A 14570-nucleotide genomic window follows, 5' to 3' on the forward strand; every position below is an offset into this window, starting at 1 on the left:
TCTATATAGGTAATATCGCCGACTAATTGTTTACGCTACTATGAACGCCGCCATTGATATAGGTAATACAAGGTGCAAGATAGGTTTTTTTGAAAATGACTCGCTCATAAAGCTGAAGACTGATATTGCTATCGACGCCATCGTGGCCACCCTGAAAAGGGAGGAGGTGTCGGACATAATCATAAGTTCTGTTGGCAAAGACGTAAGCAATCTGGAGAAAGAGTTACTTGAGAGATATAAAGTGGTCATATTGACCCACCTGGTATCGTTACCAATTGTGCTTGACTATGCCAGTAAAGACACCCTTGGAACCGACAGAATTGCCGCTGCTGCAGGAGCTTTCCATCTTTATAGTGGAAAGAACTGTCTGGTAATAGACGTGGGTTCCTGCATTACATATGACATCATAACCAGCGATGGTTACTATAAAGGTGGAGCTATTTCGCCCGGAGTAGAGATGAAACTAAAATCAATGCATACCTTTACGGCCCGATTACCGTTGATAGAGCACCCCGACTGGGTTGATCTGCCGGGAAAGGACACAAAAACATCAATGATCAATGGGGTTTTGCACGGCACACTGGCAGAAATTGAAGGCATGATCGAGAAGTTCTCCGGTTTGTTGCCTGACTTGCAAGTGATTATGTGTGGTGGTGGGAGTCATTTTTTTGAATCTAAGATAAAACACCACATCTTTGTACGCTCCGAATTGGTCCTCATCGGACTCAACAGTATTTTAAGGCACAATGAGAGGAATTAGATTGGTTATTACGGGCTGGGTAGCATTGTTTTGCTGTGCCACTTCCTATGCACAAGTTACGCTTTCACCATTCACGCTTTACGGCGTAGGTGACATCAAAGAGGGGAGTTTTGCGAATCAATTTGCCATGGGCGACCTGGGTATTGGCACGCCAACAGTATTTCATATTAATGGGATGAACCCGGCTATGCTTACCCGGAACTTGATGTCCACCTTTCAGATGGGCGTGGCGGCAGATATAAGGACGCTGTCCAGCTCAAACGGCAAGGATAAAAATGGGGGAGCCAACCTTAGCTATTTTGCGTATGCGTTTCCAATAATATCTGGCAAATGGTCTTCCAGCTTTGGGTTGGTGCCATTGAGTAGGATGAACTACAATATTGGCTATACGACCGACGTGAATAATTCCACTACTCAAGTCGAGTATCTGTTCAAAGGAAACGGCGGCCTTTCAAAGGCTTATTTCTCCAATGGATTCAAAATATACAAAGGTCTCTCATTAGGCGTTCGTGGCTCATTTGTTTTTGGCGAGTTTAACAAATCTGCGGAAACGCTTTTATTGGGGCTTACCAGTGGCACCAATTACACCACCGCCTATAAAGAGAAAATTAATTACGCAGATTTCGAATTTGGAGGAGGCCTTCACTACCATCAAAAAGTGACTGAAAGAACGGCTATCAACTTGGGTGTGGTATACGATCTTCCGTCATCTATCTCAGGTACTCGATTTGCAGGGCTTGAAAGAAGAAGTACCGGCGGCTCCACACCCGGCGACACACTGATTCTGGATCAATCAGTTGCATTTAATTTGCCAAAAAAACTGGGATTTGGCGTTTCGTTCGAAAATCTTAATAAATTTATGGTTGGCTTTGATGCCAGGATTTCCGAATGGAATGAAAATCCGTCTCCTGAAATAGTTAGCACCACTTATCAAAAAGGGCTAAAATTGGTTTTAGGGGGAGAATATACACCCGATATTAGCAGCGTGGATAGTTATCTGGCACGCACAACATTCCGGCTAGGGGCCGCTTGGGAGAGGTTGCCTTACTTGGCCAATGGGAATGACGTTACAGACTTTGGCATAAACTTTGGATCATCTTTCCCAATGGGTGTGTCAAGTTTTGATGTAGCAGCCAAAATCGGAAGAAGAGGTAGTGTGACGGATAACTTGATAAAAGAGAATTACATTCAGATATATATTGGAGCAACCATCAATGACAGAGGTTGGTTCGTTAGACGTAAATATGACTAAAACTAAGTAATCATGAAAAAGACGTGGATTTTCAGTTTGCTGTTTTTCCTTGGTATCCAGCTGGTAGCGGTTGCTCAGCCAGGGTGGAATTGGCCTGAAGACAGAGCAACGGCAGAAGAGAAAAACGCTCTCTACACAGACTTCTTAAAGCAAGATAATTTCAAAGCGGCATTGCCTCACCTTGATTGGTTGTTGGCTAATGCGCCTGACTTAAATGAGTCGCTGTATATTAACGGAGCAAAGATTTACGAAGGATTAGCCGACAATGAGCCTGATGCCGCTAAAACAGTACAATATCAGGAGCAAGCGCTGTCAATGTATGATAAGCGCATCCAGTACTTTGGTAACGAAGGGGACGTGCTTAACAGAAAAGGCTACACAGCTTATAAGTACTACAAAGACAATAAGGCCAAATACCCGGATCTTATCAAAATGTTTGAAAAGGTGTACGAACTTAATGGAGTGAACACCCTCGACAACAACTTACTGGCTTTTATGGACGTGGTTAGACGCTTTAAGCTAACCGGTGGTGCTATTACCGACGTGCAGGTGCTTGACTACTATGACGAGATCATGGCCATCATTGATTTGAAAAAGGCTACAGGCAAGAACCTGGATAGGATTGAAAAGATTTCTGAAAATATTGACAAGCTGCTTACAGCCACAGTAACCGTTGACTGCGAATTTGTAGAGAACAACCTGGGACCTAAGCTGAAGACAGATCCTACAGATCTTAAGTTGGCTAAGAAAATTTTGCAACTTCAGCTGACTGGCAAGTGTACCGACAGCCCTCTTTTCATGACATCAAGTAAGATTGTCAACGAAAAGGAGCCGACATATTCTCTGACCAAGGTAATTGCTCAGAAGCTGGCTGCTGAAGGAAAGAACGAAGAAGCGTTTAAATATTACAATCAGGCGGTGGAATTGGCTGACGACAACCAGAAGAAGGCTGAAATTTATTACGACATGGCCAGAATCAATGCGTCTGACGGTCAGAAAGTGGCAGCTCGTGCCAACGCAAGAAAAGCCTTAAGTATGGATCCTTCTTTTTCTGATGCTTACACACTCATCGGTAACCTTTACCTGACAAGCTATGACGATTGTCGTGGAGGTGAGAGCAAGGTGAAAGACAGGGCTGTTTATATTGCTGCTTATGAAATGTATAAGAAGGCAGGCAATAGCCAGGGCATGGAAAAAGCGAAAGAACAATTTCCTTCCATCGGAGAGATATTTGAGGAAGGCATGAAAGAGGGAGATGTCCTGAGTGTTGGCTGCTGGGTACAGGAATCTGTTACCTTGCAAAGAAGGCCAGCGTAAGAAAAACAACCATATTGAAACGGTCGTTGTAACGCAGCGACCGTTTTTTATTTATATGAGAGTCTGCTTAGGTTATCTTATTTCATTTGCTCTTCTTATCTTTTCTTGTGAGAAAAAGGAAGACATGTCGGACATGCCGCTTTACGAAGGGCCTGTCATGGAGATCAAAGACGTGGTCACCTTGTTTAGCGACTCCGCTAAGGTAAGAGTCAGGCTGGAAGCACCAACGCAATTCGAGTTCGAGAATGGCGACAGAGAGTTTCCTGATGGTGTCTACATCGAGTTTTTTGAGAAAGATGGCACCAAGTCATCCACCCTGAGGGCCGACAGAGGGGAGAAAAATGCTAAAGAGAATCTTTACAAGGCAGAGGGAAATGTGGTTGTGATCAGCCTTTTGGACGGAGATGAGCTAAACACAGAAGAGTTGTACTGGACCCCGATAAAAGAAGAGATTTTCACTGATAAATTTGTTACTATTAGGTCTGAAGGCGAAATCCATACTGGAGAGGGAATGACGGCCCGGCAAGATTTTTCAAGTTATTCCATCACCAAGCCAACAGGAACAATGACCATAGATGATCCACAATGAAGAAAGGTTGGGGTATAATATTGCTGACACTCAGCGTTGGTTTTTTAATTATCGGCGTTCATCAAACGATGACTGTCGGTGTGGTGCATTCATACTGGATCCTAATGATCAGTGTTTGTCTGCTACTTTTGTATAAATTTGTGAAATGATAAACCGAAATAAACATTTCAGGAGTAAGTCGGGTAACAAAATTTGTACTTCTTCTTTGCAAGGCAATAGAGGCTTCCAAAGCTAATGGATCCAAACCAAGTCATAATTATTCTCATTTGCCTGGCTTTTTCAGCCTTCTTTTCGGGTGTAGAAATTGCGTTTGTCTCGGCCAATCGACTTCACATCGAACTTCTGCGTAAGCAGGGAGCTATTTCAGGGCAAATTTTAACCCGGTTTGTAAAAAACCCATCCCAGTTTATAAGCACAACGCTGGTAGGGAACACCATTTCATTGGTATTGTATGGGTACTACATGGCTGGGCTGCTCGAGCCCTGGCTGGCGACAAGCCTTCCTGACTCTTTGAGGAACGATGTGACGGTGGGGCTAATTCAAACCCTGCTTTCAACTTTTATAGTGATCATCACTGCGGAATATACGCCCAAGAGTATTTTTATGATCAATCCGGATTGGCTGCTCACACTGTTTGCAGTGCCAATTTTGATCATCTACTATGTGCTTTACCCCTTTGTATTTATTATCGTTCTTTCATCCAAGTTTGTTATAACAAAAATACTTAGGTTCGAGTACTCTGAGGACAAGCCCATTTTTGGACTGATTGACCTCAATAATTACCTGAAAAACTTGTCGACAAGCGAGAACCAGAATGACAACAGGGAGGTTGATGCGAAAATTTTCAATAATGCCCTTGAGTTTAAGACGGTTAAAGTGAGAGACTGCATGGTTCCACGTCCGGAGATTGTGGCAGTTGACATTGAGGATGGGATAGAAGAACTAAAAAATGCTTTTATCGAAAGTGGACATTCGAAAATCGTGATTTATAAGAACACGATTGACGAAGTGATAGGGTACTGTCATTCGCTTGAGGTATTCAAAAAGCCAAAGGACATCAAGTCTATTCTAACGCCGATCATTATCGTTACCGAAACTTCTCTTGTTAATGAGCTGATGATTCAGTTTCTGACCGAAAGAAAGAGCCTTGCTTTGGTGGTAGATGAATATGGGGGCACGTCAGGTATCGTGAGCATGGAGGACATCATCGAGGAAATTTTTGGAGAGATCAACGACGAGCATGATGACGATGAGGACCTGGTAGAAGAAAAAATCGATCAACGAAATTACATTCTAAGTGCGAGACTTGAGATCGATTACCTCAACGACAGATACGATTTGAATTTGCCGGTAGGAGATTACGAAACGCTCGGCGGTCTGATACTTTCTGTGAACGAAAACATTCCTGAAGTAAACGACATTATAGAGGTTGCTCCTTTCGTGATCACCGTTTATTCAAAAACGGACAACAGGATTGACAGAGTGAAGCTAACGGTTCAAAATGAGGAAGATAGGGGCTAGTAAAACCTCGAATCTCCATTTTGATTTTAGCTTCGAATGATATTATTTTGCGGCTCGCTAAAAACGAAGATATGGGTTTCATTAATAAAATAAGAGAGAGAACTGGGTTGGCAGTAGGTATTATTGCTCTTGGGTTGGGGCTATTCGTAGTGGGTGGAGACTTGCTTGGCCCAAACTCGACCTTATTGGGCGGTAATACGAACGAAATAGGAGAAATTAATGGCACCACTATTAAGCTTGATGAATTTCAGAGCAAGGTAGATGAACTTTCGTTCAACTTTCAAATGAGTCAGGGCCGAAGCCCAAGTGGCGACGATATGTACTCTATCAGACAGCAAGCTTGGGATTTGTTGGTTAACAAGTATGCTTATGAAGAAGAGTTCGACGGGTTGGGAATAACTGTTTCTGATGAGGAAGTGGTTGATATGGTTCAGGGTAATAATATTAGCCCGGAAATCGTTCAGGCGTTTACAAACCCTGAAACTGGCCAGTTTGACAAAGACCAGATCATCACGTATTTGCAGAACCTTAGTGCCATGCCCGCACAGCAGCAGGCAGCGTGGTACAACTTTGAGGGCACGCTGGCTCCGGCGAGACTGATGCTGAAGTTTGACAATTTGTTTCTTCAAACTAATTATGTCACACAGGAAGAGGCTAAAAGGGAATATGTTCAAGCCAATAAGATCGCTGAGGTAAAGTATCTTTACGTCCCTTATTACACTGTTAGCGACTCTTCTGTTTCTGTAACTGATGCCGAGCTACAGGCATACTTAAAAAGCCACGCTGATCAATACCAAAGAGAACTCTCACGATCTCTTGAGTACATTTCTTTTCCTATCATTGCTTCCGCTGACGACACAGCGGCAGTGATCGAAGAGATTAATGAGATCAAAGGCTTATTAGCACAATCGAAGAACGATTCGCTTTTTTCCAGAGCCAACTCTGATGCACCGACGCCTTTTAGAACATACACTCCTGACCAGTTACCGGCGTCTTTGAACGACACTATCAAAACAATGCAGGAAGGCGATATCATTGGCCCAATTTTAGCCAATGACAGGTACACTGTTTACAAGCTTTCCAAGAAAGCAGAAGGCACAACCGGCTACGCCCGTGCCAGCCACATCCTCTTCAAAGGCGAAGACGAAACCGAGGCAGCCAAAAGCGCAGCCAAGGCTGAGGCCCGGAAGATTCTTGCTGAGATAAAAAGGGGGGCAAGTTTTGCCGAAATGGCTCGTATTCACGGAACCGACGGCACAGCTACCAGAGGTGGTGATTTGGGTTGGTTTGGTGAAGGCCGCATGGTTGAGCCCTTCGAGAAGGCCGTATTTGATGCAACAAAAACCGGCCTTCTGAACGATGTAGTTGAGACAGACTTTGGGTATCATATTATAGAGGTAACTGCTGTTAAAACAAACACTACCTATAAAGTAGCTACCATAGAAAAGGAGATTATTGCCAGTGACGATACCCGTAACATGGCGTATCGTGATGCAGATATGTTTGCATTGAGCAGCGAAAACCTGGAACAGTTTCGTGCCAATGCAGCAGAAAAGGGCCTTGAAATAGAAGAAGCGAAGGGAGTAGCACCAAATGCTAGGCGTTTCGGCGGACTTTCTGATGCCAGAACAATCATCATCTGGTTGTTCAACGACGGCAGTGTGGGCAAAGTTTCGGAGGTTTATGAGCTGGATAGCGAATATGTAGTGGCAGCCATGACTGGCGAGCAGCCTAAAGGACTTGTGGAGCTGAGCGCCGTTAGGGACGACATTACCAAAAAGGTAAAGGACGAAAAGAAGGCGGCTGTAATTGCTGATCAACTGAAAACTAAGACGGGCACTCTGGATGAAATCAGCGATCAAATGGGAGCTGATGCCACAGTCTATACAATGAGTGATTTGAAACTAAGCGCTAACGCACTTACAGGTGTGGGTAATGCGCCTGAGGCTGTTGGAAAAGCATTTGCGCTGGCAGCAGGCGAAAGGTCAGATGTGGTGAAGGCAGATAATGGAGTAGTAATTGTTGAAACTGTTTCGATCACCGAGGCCCCTGAAGTGGCTGATTTCAGCACGTTCAAAGATCAATTGAGTCAGCGTCGTCAGTCGAGGATATCATTCAGCTTGTCGCAGGCTATTCGGGAGTTTGCCGAAATAGAAGATGAGCGTTATAAGTTTTTCTGATAATATTTAGAAGCTAAAGAAAGGAGTTGCCGATATTTTTTGGTAACTCCTTTTTTCTTTTTACTACACGCAAGAATGGACCCGCAAATCGTTTCTTTCAAAGAAAAGCTGGAACAAGAGCACACATTTCCAGGAGCTTATATTTTCAAATTTATTGTTCCAAGTGAAAAAGTTGCTGACGTCGAAAGCCTCCTGCCTGTTGGAAAACTGAGTTTGAGGAGCTCCAGCAACAACCGGTACACCAGTTTGACTTTGGAGAAGATCGTCGAGTCGAGCGAGGAAGTGGTCGAAGTGTATGTTACTGTGAAGTCGGTGGAGGGCGTTATATCTTTATAATATGATTGGCTTTCAACAGTTCCTGGTTATTATGGGTATAGGCGTTGTGGTGATGTCGTGTGGTGGGGAAACTATTAGCAATGACGAGTCAAGCCAAAAAAAGGAAGTGGTCGGAACTGAGAGTGTGCCTGTCGGTGGGGAAGACTTGTTTTCTGACGAGTTTGAAGACCCGGATCGGGATAGCTGGCAAAAGCCTGGCGAGGTCATACAAAAGTTTGGTGACGCACACGGGAAGAAAATCGCCGACATTGGTGCCGGAGCTGGCTATTTCACTCTACGGCTGGCTACCGCAGGGGCTGATGTGATAGCGATAGATATTGACGACAACTTTTTGCAGCACATTGAGGAGGAAGCTACAAAACTGCCAACGCACGTTGGCAGTATAGAGACGAGAAAAACAGTGCCGGAAACACCTGGCATTGCGATAAACGAAGCTGATGGAGTACTCATTGTCAATACCGCATCTTTTTTACCAGAGCGAAAGAACTACTTTAGTGAAATAATGAGCGGGCTAAAAGAGGGGGGGCAACTGGTGATTGTTGACTTTAAGCCCGAGCGATCTCCGGTAACACCACCTGATAATCTTTGGATTTCTAGCCAAAAACTGGTGAACGAATTGAAGGCAGTTGGGTTTACTATAAAAGAGGTAGATGCGAAGACGCTACCCTATCAATACATCATTACCGCCACTAAAAGATAAAACATTATGTGGAAAGAAGAGAACAACAAACTTTTACGAGAAATTACCTTCAAGAATTTTGTTGAAGCATTCGGGTTTATGACAAAGGTAGCCATTGAAGCAGAGAAAATGGATCACCACCCTAATTGGAGCAACGTTTACAATAAAGTGACCATAGAGTTGACCACCCACAGTGCGGGCAATACTGTGACTGAGAAGGACAGGAAGCTTGCGAGCGTGATTGATGCGCTCTTGAAATAGATGGCGGCAGCGAAGCTATATCTGGTTCCGACGCCAATTGGCAACCTGGAGGACATCACTCTCAGAGCGCTAAGGGTATTGAAGGAGGTGGATGTGATACTGGCGGAAGACACCCGTACATCCGGGGTTCTACTCAAGCACTTTGAGATCAGCAAACCGGTTAAAAGCTTTCATATTTTCAATGAGCATAAAGTAGTAAGTGACCTTGTGGCAAGGTTGAAAGCAGGCGAGAGTATGGCGTTGATTTCTGACGCCGGGACTCCCGGAATTTCCGACCCCGGATACCTGATAGTGAGGGAAGCGATAAGTGCAGGCATTGTGATCGATTGCTTGCCAGGCCCAACGGCGCTCATTCCTGCTGTTGTCAAAAGTGGGTTTCCTTGCGATAGATTTGTATTCGAAGGTTTTCTTCCTCACAAAAAGGGTAAGCAGTCCAAAATAGAAGCCATTAAGGAAGAAGAAAGGGCAGTTATTTACTATGAATCACCACACAGGTTGGTAAAAACTCTTGAAATGTTTGTTACCTTACTTGGCGGCGAGCGAATGGTTTCGGTTAGCAGGGAGCTCTCCAAGCTCTACGAAGAAACCATTACCGGAAGCGCAACGGAGGTTTTGGCTCATTTTCAGGCTAAGCCACCCAAAGGGGAAATTGTGATCGTCGTATCAGGAAAGTAATAACACGATGGAAATACCATTAGAAACACTTGTTCACCACGTAATAGCCATCAGTAAGGAAGCCGGGCAATTTTTGAAAAAAGAAGCAGAAGGCTTTACACCTGACATGATAGAACTAAAGGGACACAACAATTTGGTGTCCTATGTTGACAAGGCGTGCGAAGAGATGATCGTAGAGCGCTTGAGAGAAGTGCTGCCGGAAGCTGGCTTTATTACCGAGGAAGGAACCGTGGCCAGCTCAGAGCAATCCTTACAATGGGTGATAGACCCGCTTGACGGCACCACAAACTTTGTGCACGGCCTTCCTATTTACTCTGTGAGCCTGGCGTTGGTGCGAGACAAGCAAGCGATTCTGGGGGTAGTGTATGAGGTAAACCGTGACGAGTGTTTTCATGCTATCAAGGGTAAGGGAGCCTTCTGCAATGGAAAGCCAATTAGGGTGTCAAATGCTACCCAAATAAATGAGTCGCTGCTCGCCACGGGCTTTCCATATAACGACTTTGGAAAAATGATGCCCTATCTGAATATTCTCAATGAATTGATGAAGTCTTCTCATGGGCTCAGAAGGATGGGCAGTGCGGCTGTGGACCTAGCCTATGTTGCGTGCGGCCGTTTTGAAGCGTTTTTTGAGTTCAACCTGAATTCCTGGGATGTTGCAGCGGGCGTCTTACTTGTAACGGAGGCAGGCGGTACTGTTACGGACTTCAAAGGGGGCGACAACTACATATTCGGCCGGGAGCTTATAGCTGGCTGTGGCATACAAAGCGAGCTGCTGGGTACGATTAAGAAATTCTGGTTAGACTGAACTTCAGCAGCAATACTACCGTTGACTTACTGAAATGATCGAAACTATTATCATCGGGGTATTATTTGCAGGTGCCGTCTTATTCCTGGGGAGAAAGATTTATCTGAGCCTGAAAGTTGACAAGGGGTGTGCCAAAGGCTGTGGCTGTAGCGAAGCCGACATCCAGAAGGCCCTGAAAGAAACGGCTCAAAAGTAAAAACTCAGGCCCAGACTGCTCCACCCTCGCTGCAATTCTTGCAAATGTCGATGTCTTTTCTTGACCGCAGCAAAGCGTTTCTGAATCGATTGTACGACGCTCCCCTCCAAATCTCTGCCATAGAGCTGTCCGAAACATTCCCCATTGAATGGGTAGCGTCTTTGTCGAAGCAGCAGGGTACCATTTGGCCATCCCAGGTAATTACTCCTGAGTGCCACATTTTCCAGCACTCATTGCGAAGGACGTTTTTCAGAGACCACTTTCCCTCGCCATTTTGGCTGTATCGGGAATATTTCTCGATGGTGGGAATTAGCGGAGACCCATTTTCGTAGTCATAAATTTGGGCTGTTTTGAACCGGATCTCATCAACACCAAGTTTTTTCCCCAGTTCTTTTATCTCGTCAATTTCATGCTCGTTTGGTTTGACTACCAAAAATTGAAAGATCAAGTGTGGCGTTTTTGAACCTAACTCCTTTTTCCACTTCACAAGCCGTTTGGTGCCGTCTATTACTTCCTGGAGTTTGCCCTCTTTACGGTAAGAGGCGTAGGTGTCCTGCGTGGCCCCGTCAATAGAGATGATAAGCCTGTCGAGGCCTGACTCAATAGTCTTTCTGGCCATTTCGTCCGAAAGGAAATGTGCATTGGTGGAGGTTGCAGTGTATATTTTCTTTTGGTGTGCATAACTCACCATTTCCAGAAAATCAGGATGAAGATAAGGCTCTCCCTGAAAGTAGAAGGTGAGGTAGAGCAAATGGCTGTGCGCCTCATCAATGATTTTTTGAAAAAACGGGAGCGCAATTTTTCCTGTGGGTCGGCTAAATGACCTCAGTCCGCTGGGGCATTCGGGACAACGCAGATTGCAGGCTGTTGTAGGTTCTATGGCCAGGCTGATCGGCAGCCCGCTGTGACGTGCCCTGCCCAGCTGCTTACTCACCAGGAAGCTACCCAGCAGCTTGCCACCATTGACAGCCTTGCGCCAGCTCAATTTGTTGAGCAGTCTTACGTTATCATTAAATGTTGCCAGGTTCATTGTTGAATAAATTCAAGTAAATTTAGCGTCTAATCAGCGACATCCTAAATCAGAGATGTTCTAAATTGGCATTAATGAAAAAGCTCGTCTTAATCAGCTTCCTCCTGTTCGGAGGAAGTGGCCTTGCAGAAAGCGTGGCACAAATACCACCCTTTATAAGCGACAGTACCACGGTATCGGTAATGACCATGGGTCCTTCGCAGGTAGAACTGTACACTGCTTTTGGCCACAGTGCATTTCGGGTGCTTGATCATAAAACCGGGATCGACCTGGTGTTCAATTATGGTATCTTCAGCTTCAATCAGCCTAATTTCTACTTAAACTTTGCCAGAGGGAAGCTCCTTTACAAATTGGGAGTTAACCGGTATGAAGACTTCAAGGAGGCCTACATCGAAGAGAATAGGTCGATTGTGGAGCAAAACCTCAATCTGACAGTCAGTGAAAAACACCAGCTGTATGCCTTTTTGGTGGAGAACAATAAGCCAGAAAACAGAGATTACTACTACAATTACATTTACGATAATTGCGCCACTAAAATCAGGGACGTGCTGGAAACGGTTTTCAAAGACCGGATCACGTTTGACTATTCTTACGTCACTGAAGATTTGACTTTTCGTCAGTTGATGGACATGAACCTCGGCCAACAGCCCTGGGGCGATTTAGGTATCGATATTTGCCTAGGCACGGGTATCGATAAGGTAGCCACTGGCTATCAGTACATGTACCTGCCTGAATACATACAAAAGGCTTTTGCTGGGGCGACCATTAAGAGAGGTAATAGCACTGTGTCTCTTGTGAGTGATACTAAGGTGGTGTTTATGCCGATAGAGGAAGGAGAATCGCAGGCCTCACTGGTTACTCCCACCATTGTATTTGTTCTCGTATTTATGCTGGTTGGTTTTTCTACACAGCAAGAGTGGAAGGCAGGAAAGCGGAGAAAGTGGCTCGACTTTACTTTGTTTTTTGTGATCGGGGTAGTGGGAATTCTGTTGTTGTTTTTGTGGTTCGCCACAGATCATATCTCGCAGTACAATTTCAATCTGCTTTGGGCATTTCCGGTGCATGCATTTGTAGCCTTTTATGCATTCAAAAATAGTCCCCCGAATTGGCTAAGCATTTACCTGCTTTCAGCAGCGGTGTTGCTCGCTATAGTGATTGTTTCGTGGAGCTTTTTGCCGCAAATGTTGCACCTGGCGTTGGTGCCAATTATGCTCACGCTGGGTTTAAGAGCTATCTTCTGGAGGAAGAGTGCCTTTAGGGCATCATGAACCAGTTGTAAAAAGAGTAGAGCCCCATCGTGAGAAGAACAATGCCGGGGATTTTGTTGACGGTTTTCCTGTTTTCCACCACCTTCTGGAAGCGGTGCGACAAGTAAGCTACGCTGGCCATTAGGGCAAAGGTGCCTGCTGAAATACCTGCTACGTAAATGAACAGGTCGTATCCTTTGATGACCACTATACTCCGGCTTTGCAGGTAGGCCGTTACTGCCAGCCAGAATGGGATCACCATAATATTAGTCACACCAATGATCAGGCCTTTCCGAAAAGCCCTGGGCGATTCCTCCACAGCTTTTTCTGAGGGGGCCTTGTTTGAGCTCAGCAAACTAGCAATTCCTAAAATAGTTAGGACAATCCCAGACACCAGTTCGAAGTCTTCAGTGAAGGAAGTATTCTCTGTCAGAAAAATATGGAAACGGACAGTGGCAGCGGCATATACAAACTCGACCAGACTGGCTGCCAGACCGAACCTCAGCCCGAGGGATCGGTGCCCGTGCAGTCCGTACTGAAGTACACTGACGTTGATAACACCGGGGGGAATCGATCCGAGGTAACTGCAAACAAAACCAACTACAAATAGCCAGAGTAGATTCATTCACTCTCTTTTAACCGATTGTAGGCTTTGACTTTTTTGATGAAACGAAGCCCTTCTTTAAATGAGGTATACGGCACCCCCAATCGGTGATTTTGGATGGCAATATTACACAAAACATTCAAATGATGGAGAATGTCTCTATAGCCTTCCCAAATAGACCTGCCCGGGTGGTAAATATGGCCCGGCTCGGCACCGGCACCGTTCAATTCCAATATTTTGAAGTTGATGCCCTTTTCCAGTTCATCGTATGATTGGCAGCGGAGATCAAACCTGCCGAAATGGAAGCCAGGGATGGAAACAGCAATTTGATCGAAGGTAGCTTCCAGCGCTTCCGTCACTTTTCCGGTGTCGTCCAAAAAAGTCGTGCCTCTGCAGTGATTACCAATTGGCTCAACTTCGATGGTTTCACCTTTACCAGGTACTGAGTTCATTTTTTCTGGATACTTTTCTTCGAAGTCGTTGATATAAAGACGGGCTCTCAGATTGGACTTCAGCAGGCTGCGGACGGTGGTTTTGCCATCGCCAGTCACCGCCATCAGGCCCTTTCGGGTGATGGACGAAATGCGGCCTTTTTTGGCCCCGGGAAACCTGTAGTAGAACAGCCCCAGCTCAATTGGGTACGGAACGTAGGCCTGGGCCAGAAAATCGACCTTGACGCTCCTCAAATACTGCTCAATGTCAGCCAGGGAGTCGATTTTTTTCACCATCCAACCCCTTTCGCCGATGTCCGGCTTGAGCAAAATCGGGTAGGCGAGCCCAGTTGCTTCCATCCAGCTGGTAATGTCCGTGGCAGAAGAGGAAGGAGGGAAGCACTTTGTCGTGGGGATGTATTTTTCCGGGATGAGGTTAAAAATGTCTCCTTTTGATTCGCCAAGCATCCCGCCAAATTCGATAGTTGGATTGGCCGCCGAAAAGAAAAAAACTGATCGGGCCCTGACAGCCAGAAAAGCGTAGTAAACGAAGACGGGAAAGTAGACGACATTAAATGGCCAGAATTCCCAATGGAAGAGCTTCATAAAGAAAGGCACTTCAAACAGCTTTCTTTTGAATAGCTGCCAGCTGCTTTGACGCATACTACTGAAATAGGTGATGATGAA

At 45.3% G+C, this 14570-nt stretch carries 16 protein-coding genes; 13 read left to right on the forward strand and 3 right to left on the reverse strand.

What is annotated here, in order from left to right; translation table 11 throughout:
* Positions 1-40: 40 nt before the first annotated feature.
* The 12 genes from AAC052_RS05075 (at position 41) to AAC052_RS05130 (ending at position 10571) form a co-directional block, all read left to right on the forward strand.
* Complete coding sequence (locus tag AAC052_RS05075) at positions 41-760, forward strand: type III pantothenate kinase (RefSeq protein WP_317488630.1); 720 nt, start codon at positions 41-43, stop codon at positions 758-760.
* Positions 747-2012, forward strand: a complete 1266-nt coding sequence (locus tag AAC052_RS05080) for a hypothetical protein (protein WP_339811463.1) — start codon at positions 747-749, stop codon at positions 2010-2012. The genes AAC052_RS05075 and AAC052_RS05080 overlap by 14 nt, the downstream gene beginning before the upstream one ends.
* A 12-nt stretch (positions 2013-2024) precedes the next feature.
* On the forward strand, positions 2025-3329 hold the full coding sequence (locus AAC052_RS05085; RefSeq protein ID WP_339811465.1) for a hypothetical protein: 1305 nt from the start codon (positions 2025-2027) through the stop codon (positions 3327-3329).
* Positions 3330-3384: 55 nt separating this feature from the next.
* Positions 3385-3918 (forward strand): LPS export ABC transporter periplasmic protein LptC, encoded by a 534-nt coding sequence (gene lptC / locus AAC052_RS05090; RefSeq protein WP_339811467.1) that lies wholly within the window; start codon positions 3385-3387, stop codon positions 3916-3918.
* A gap of 234 nt (positions 3919-4152) precedes the next feature.
* The gene (locus AAC052_RS05095) at positions 4153-5439 is read left to right on the forward strand and encodes a hemolysin family protein (RefSeq protein WP_339811469.1); all 1287 of its coding nucleotides are present in this window, start codon (positions 4153-4155) and stop codon (positions 5437-5439) included.
* 71 nt (positions 5440-5510) lie between these two features.
* Positions 5511-7619: a SurA N-terminal domain-containing protein gene (locus AAC052_RS05100; protein WP_339811471.1), complete on the forward strand. Its 2109-nt coding sequence runs from the start codon at positions 5511-5513 to the stop codon at positions 7617-7619.
* Positions 7620-7694: 75 nt separating this feature from the next.
* A complete protein-coding gene (locus AAC052_RS05105; protein ID WP_152001741.1) occupies positions 7695-7955 on the forward strand; it encodes a DUF493 family protein in 261 nt (86 codons plus the stop codon).
* Between the two features lies 1 nt (position 7956).
* Positions 7957-8655, forward strand: a complete 699-nt coding sequence (locus AAC052_RS05110; protein ID WP_317488624.1) for a class I SAM-dependent methyltransferase — start codon at positions 7957-7959, stop codon at positions 8653-8655.
* Positions 8656-8661: 6 nt separating this feature from the next.
* Positions 8662-8895 carry a 4a-hydroxytetrahydrobiopterin dehydratase gene (locus AAC052_RS05115; RefSeq protein WP_317488623.1) on the forward strand — a complete coding sequence of 78 codons (234 nt, stop codon included), beginning with the start codon at positions 8662-8664 and terminating at the stop codon, positions 8893-8895.
* A complete protein-coding gene (rsmI, locus tag AAC052_RS05120; RefSeq protein ID WP_317488622.1) occupies positions 8896-9570 on the forward strand; it encodes a 16S rRNA (cytidine(1402)-2'-O)-methyltransferase in 675 nt (224 codons plus the stop codon).
* 7 nt (positions 9571-9577) lie between these two features.
* A complete protein-coding gene (locus AAC052_RS05125) occupies positions 9578-10375 on the forward strand; it encodes an inositol monophosphatase family protein (protein WP_317488621.1) in 798 nt (265 codons plus the stop codon).
* Between the two features lie 34 nt (positions 10376-10409).
* Positions 10410-10571 carry a FeoB-associated Cys-rich membrane protein gene (locus AAC052_RS05130; protein WP_317488620.1) on the forward strand — a complete coding sequence of 54 codons (162 nt, stop codon included), beginning with the start codon at positions 10410-10412 and terminating at the stop codon, positions 10569-10571.
* 4 nt (positions 10572-10575) lie between these two features.
* Here the strand turns inward: AAC052_RS05130 and AAC052_RS05135 are convergent, their stop codons facing one another.
* A complete protein-coding gene (locus AAC052_RS05135) occupies positions 10576-11601 on the reverse strand; it encodes a radical SAM/SPASM domain-containing protein (protein WP_339811474.1) in 1026 nt (341 codons plus the stop codon).
* Between the two features lie 74 nt (positions 11602-11675).
* On the opposite strand from AAC052_RS05135, the gene AAC052_RS05140 reads away from it, so the two are divergent.
* Positions 11676-12869 (forward strand): DUF4105 domain-containing protein, encoded by a 1194-nt coding sequence (locus AAC052_RS05140; protein ID WP_339811475.1) that lies wholly within the window; start codon positions 11676-11678, stop codon positions 12867-12869.
* Here the strand turns inward: AAC052_RS05140 and AAC052_RS05145 are convergent.
* Together AAC052_RS05145 and AAC052_RS05150 are read right to left on the reverse strand one after the other, a co-directional pair.
* Positions 12856-13473, reverse strand: a complete 618-nt coding sequence (locus tag AAC052_RS05145; protein WP_317488617.1) for a LysE family transporter — start codon at positions 13471-13473, stop codon at positions 12856-12858. The two genes, AAC052_RS05140 and AAC052_RS05145, sit on opposite strands and share 14 nt — an antisense overlap.
* Entirely contained in the window at positions 13470-14546 is a 1077-nt protein-coding gene (locus AAC052_RS05150) for a hypothetical protein (protein ID WP_339811478.1), read from the reverse strand. The genes AAC052_RS05145 and AAC052_RS05150 overlap by 4 nt, the downstream gene beginning before the upstream one ends.
* Positions 14547-14570: the final 24 nt, after the last annotated feature.

Origin of the sequence: uncultured Imperialibacter sp. (assembly GCF_963974565.1) — a bacterium.
GTDB lineage: Bacteria > Bacteroidota > Bacteroidia > Cytophagales > Cyclobacteriaceae > Imperialibacter > Imperialibacter roseus.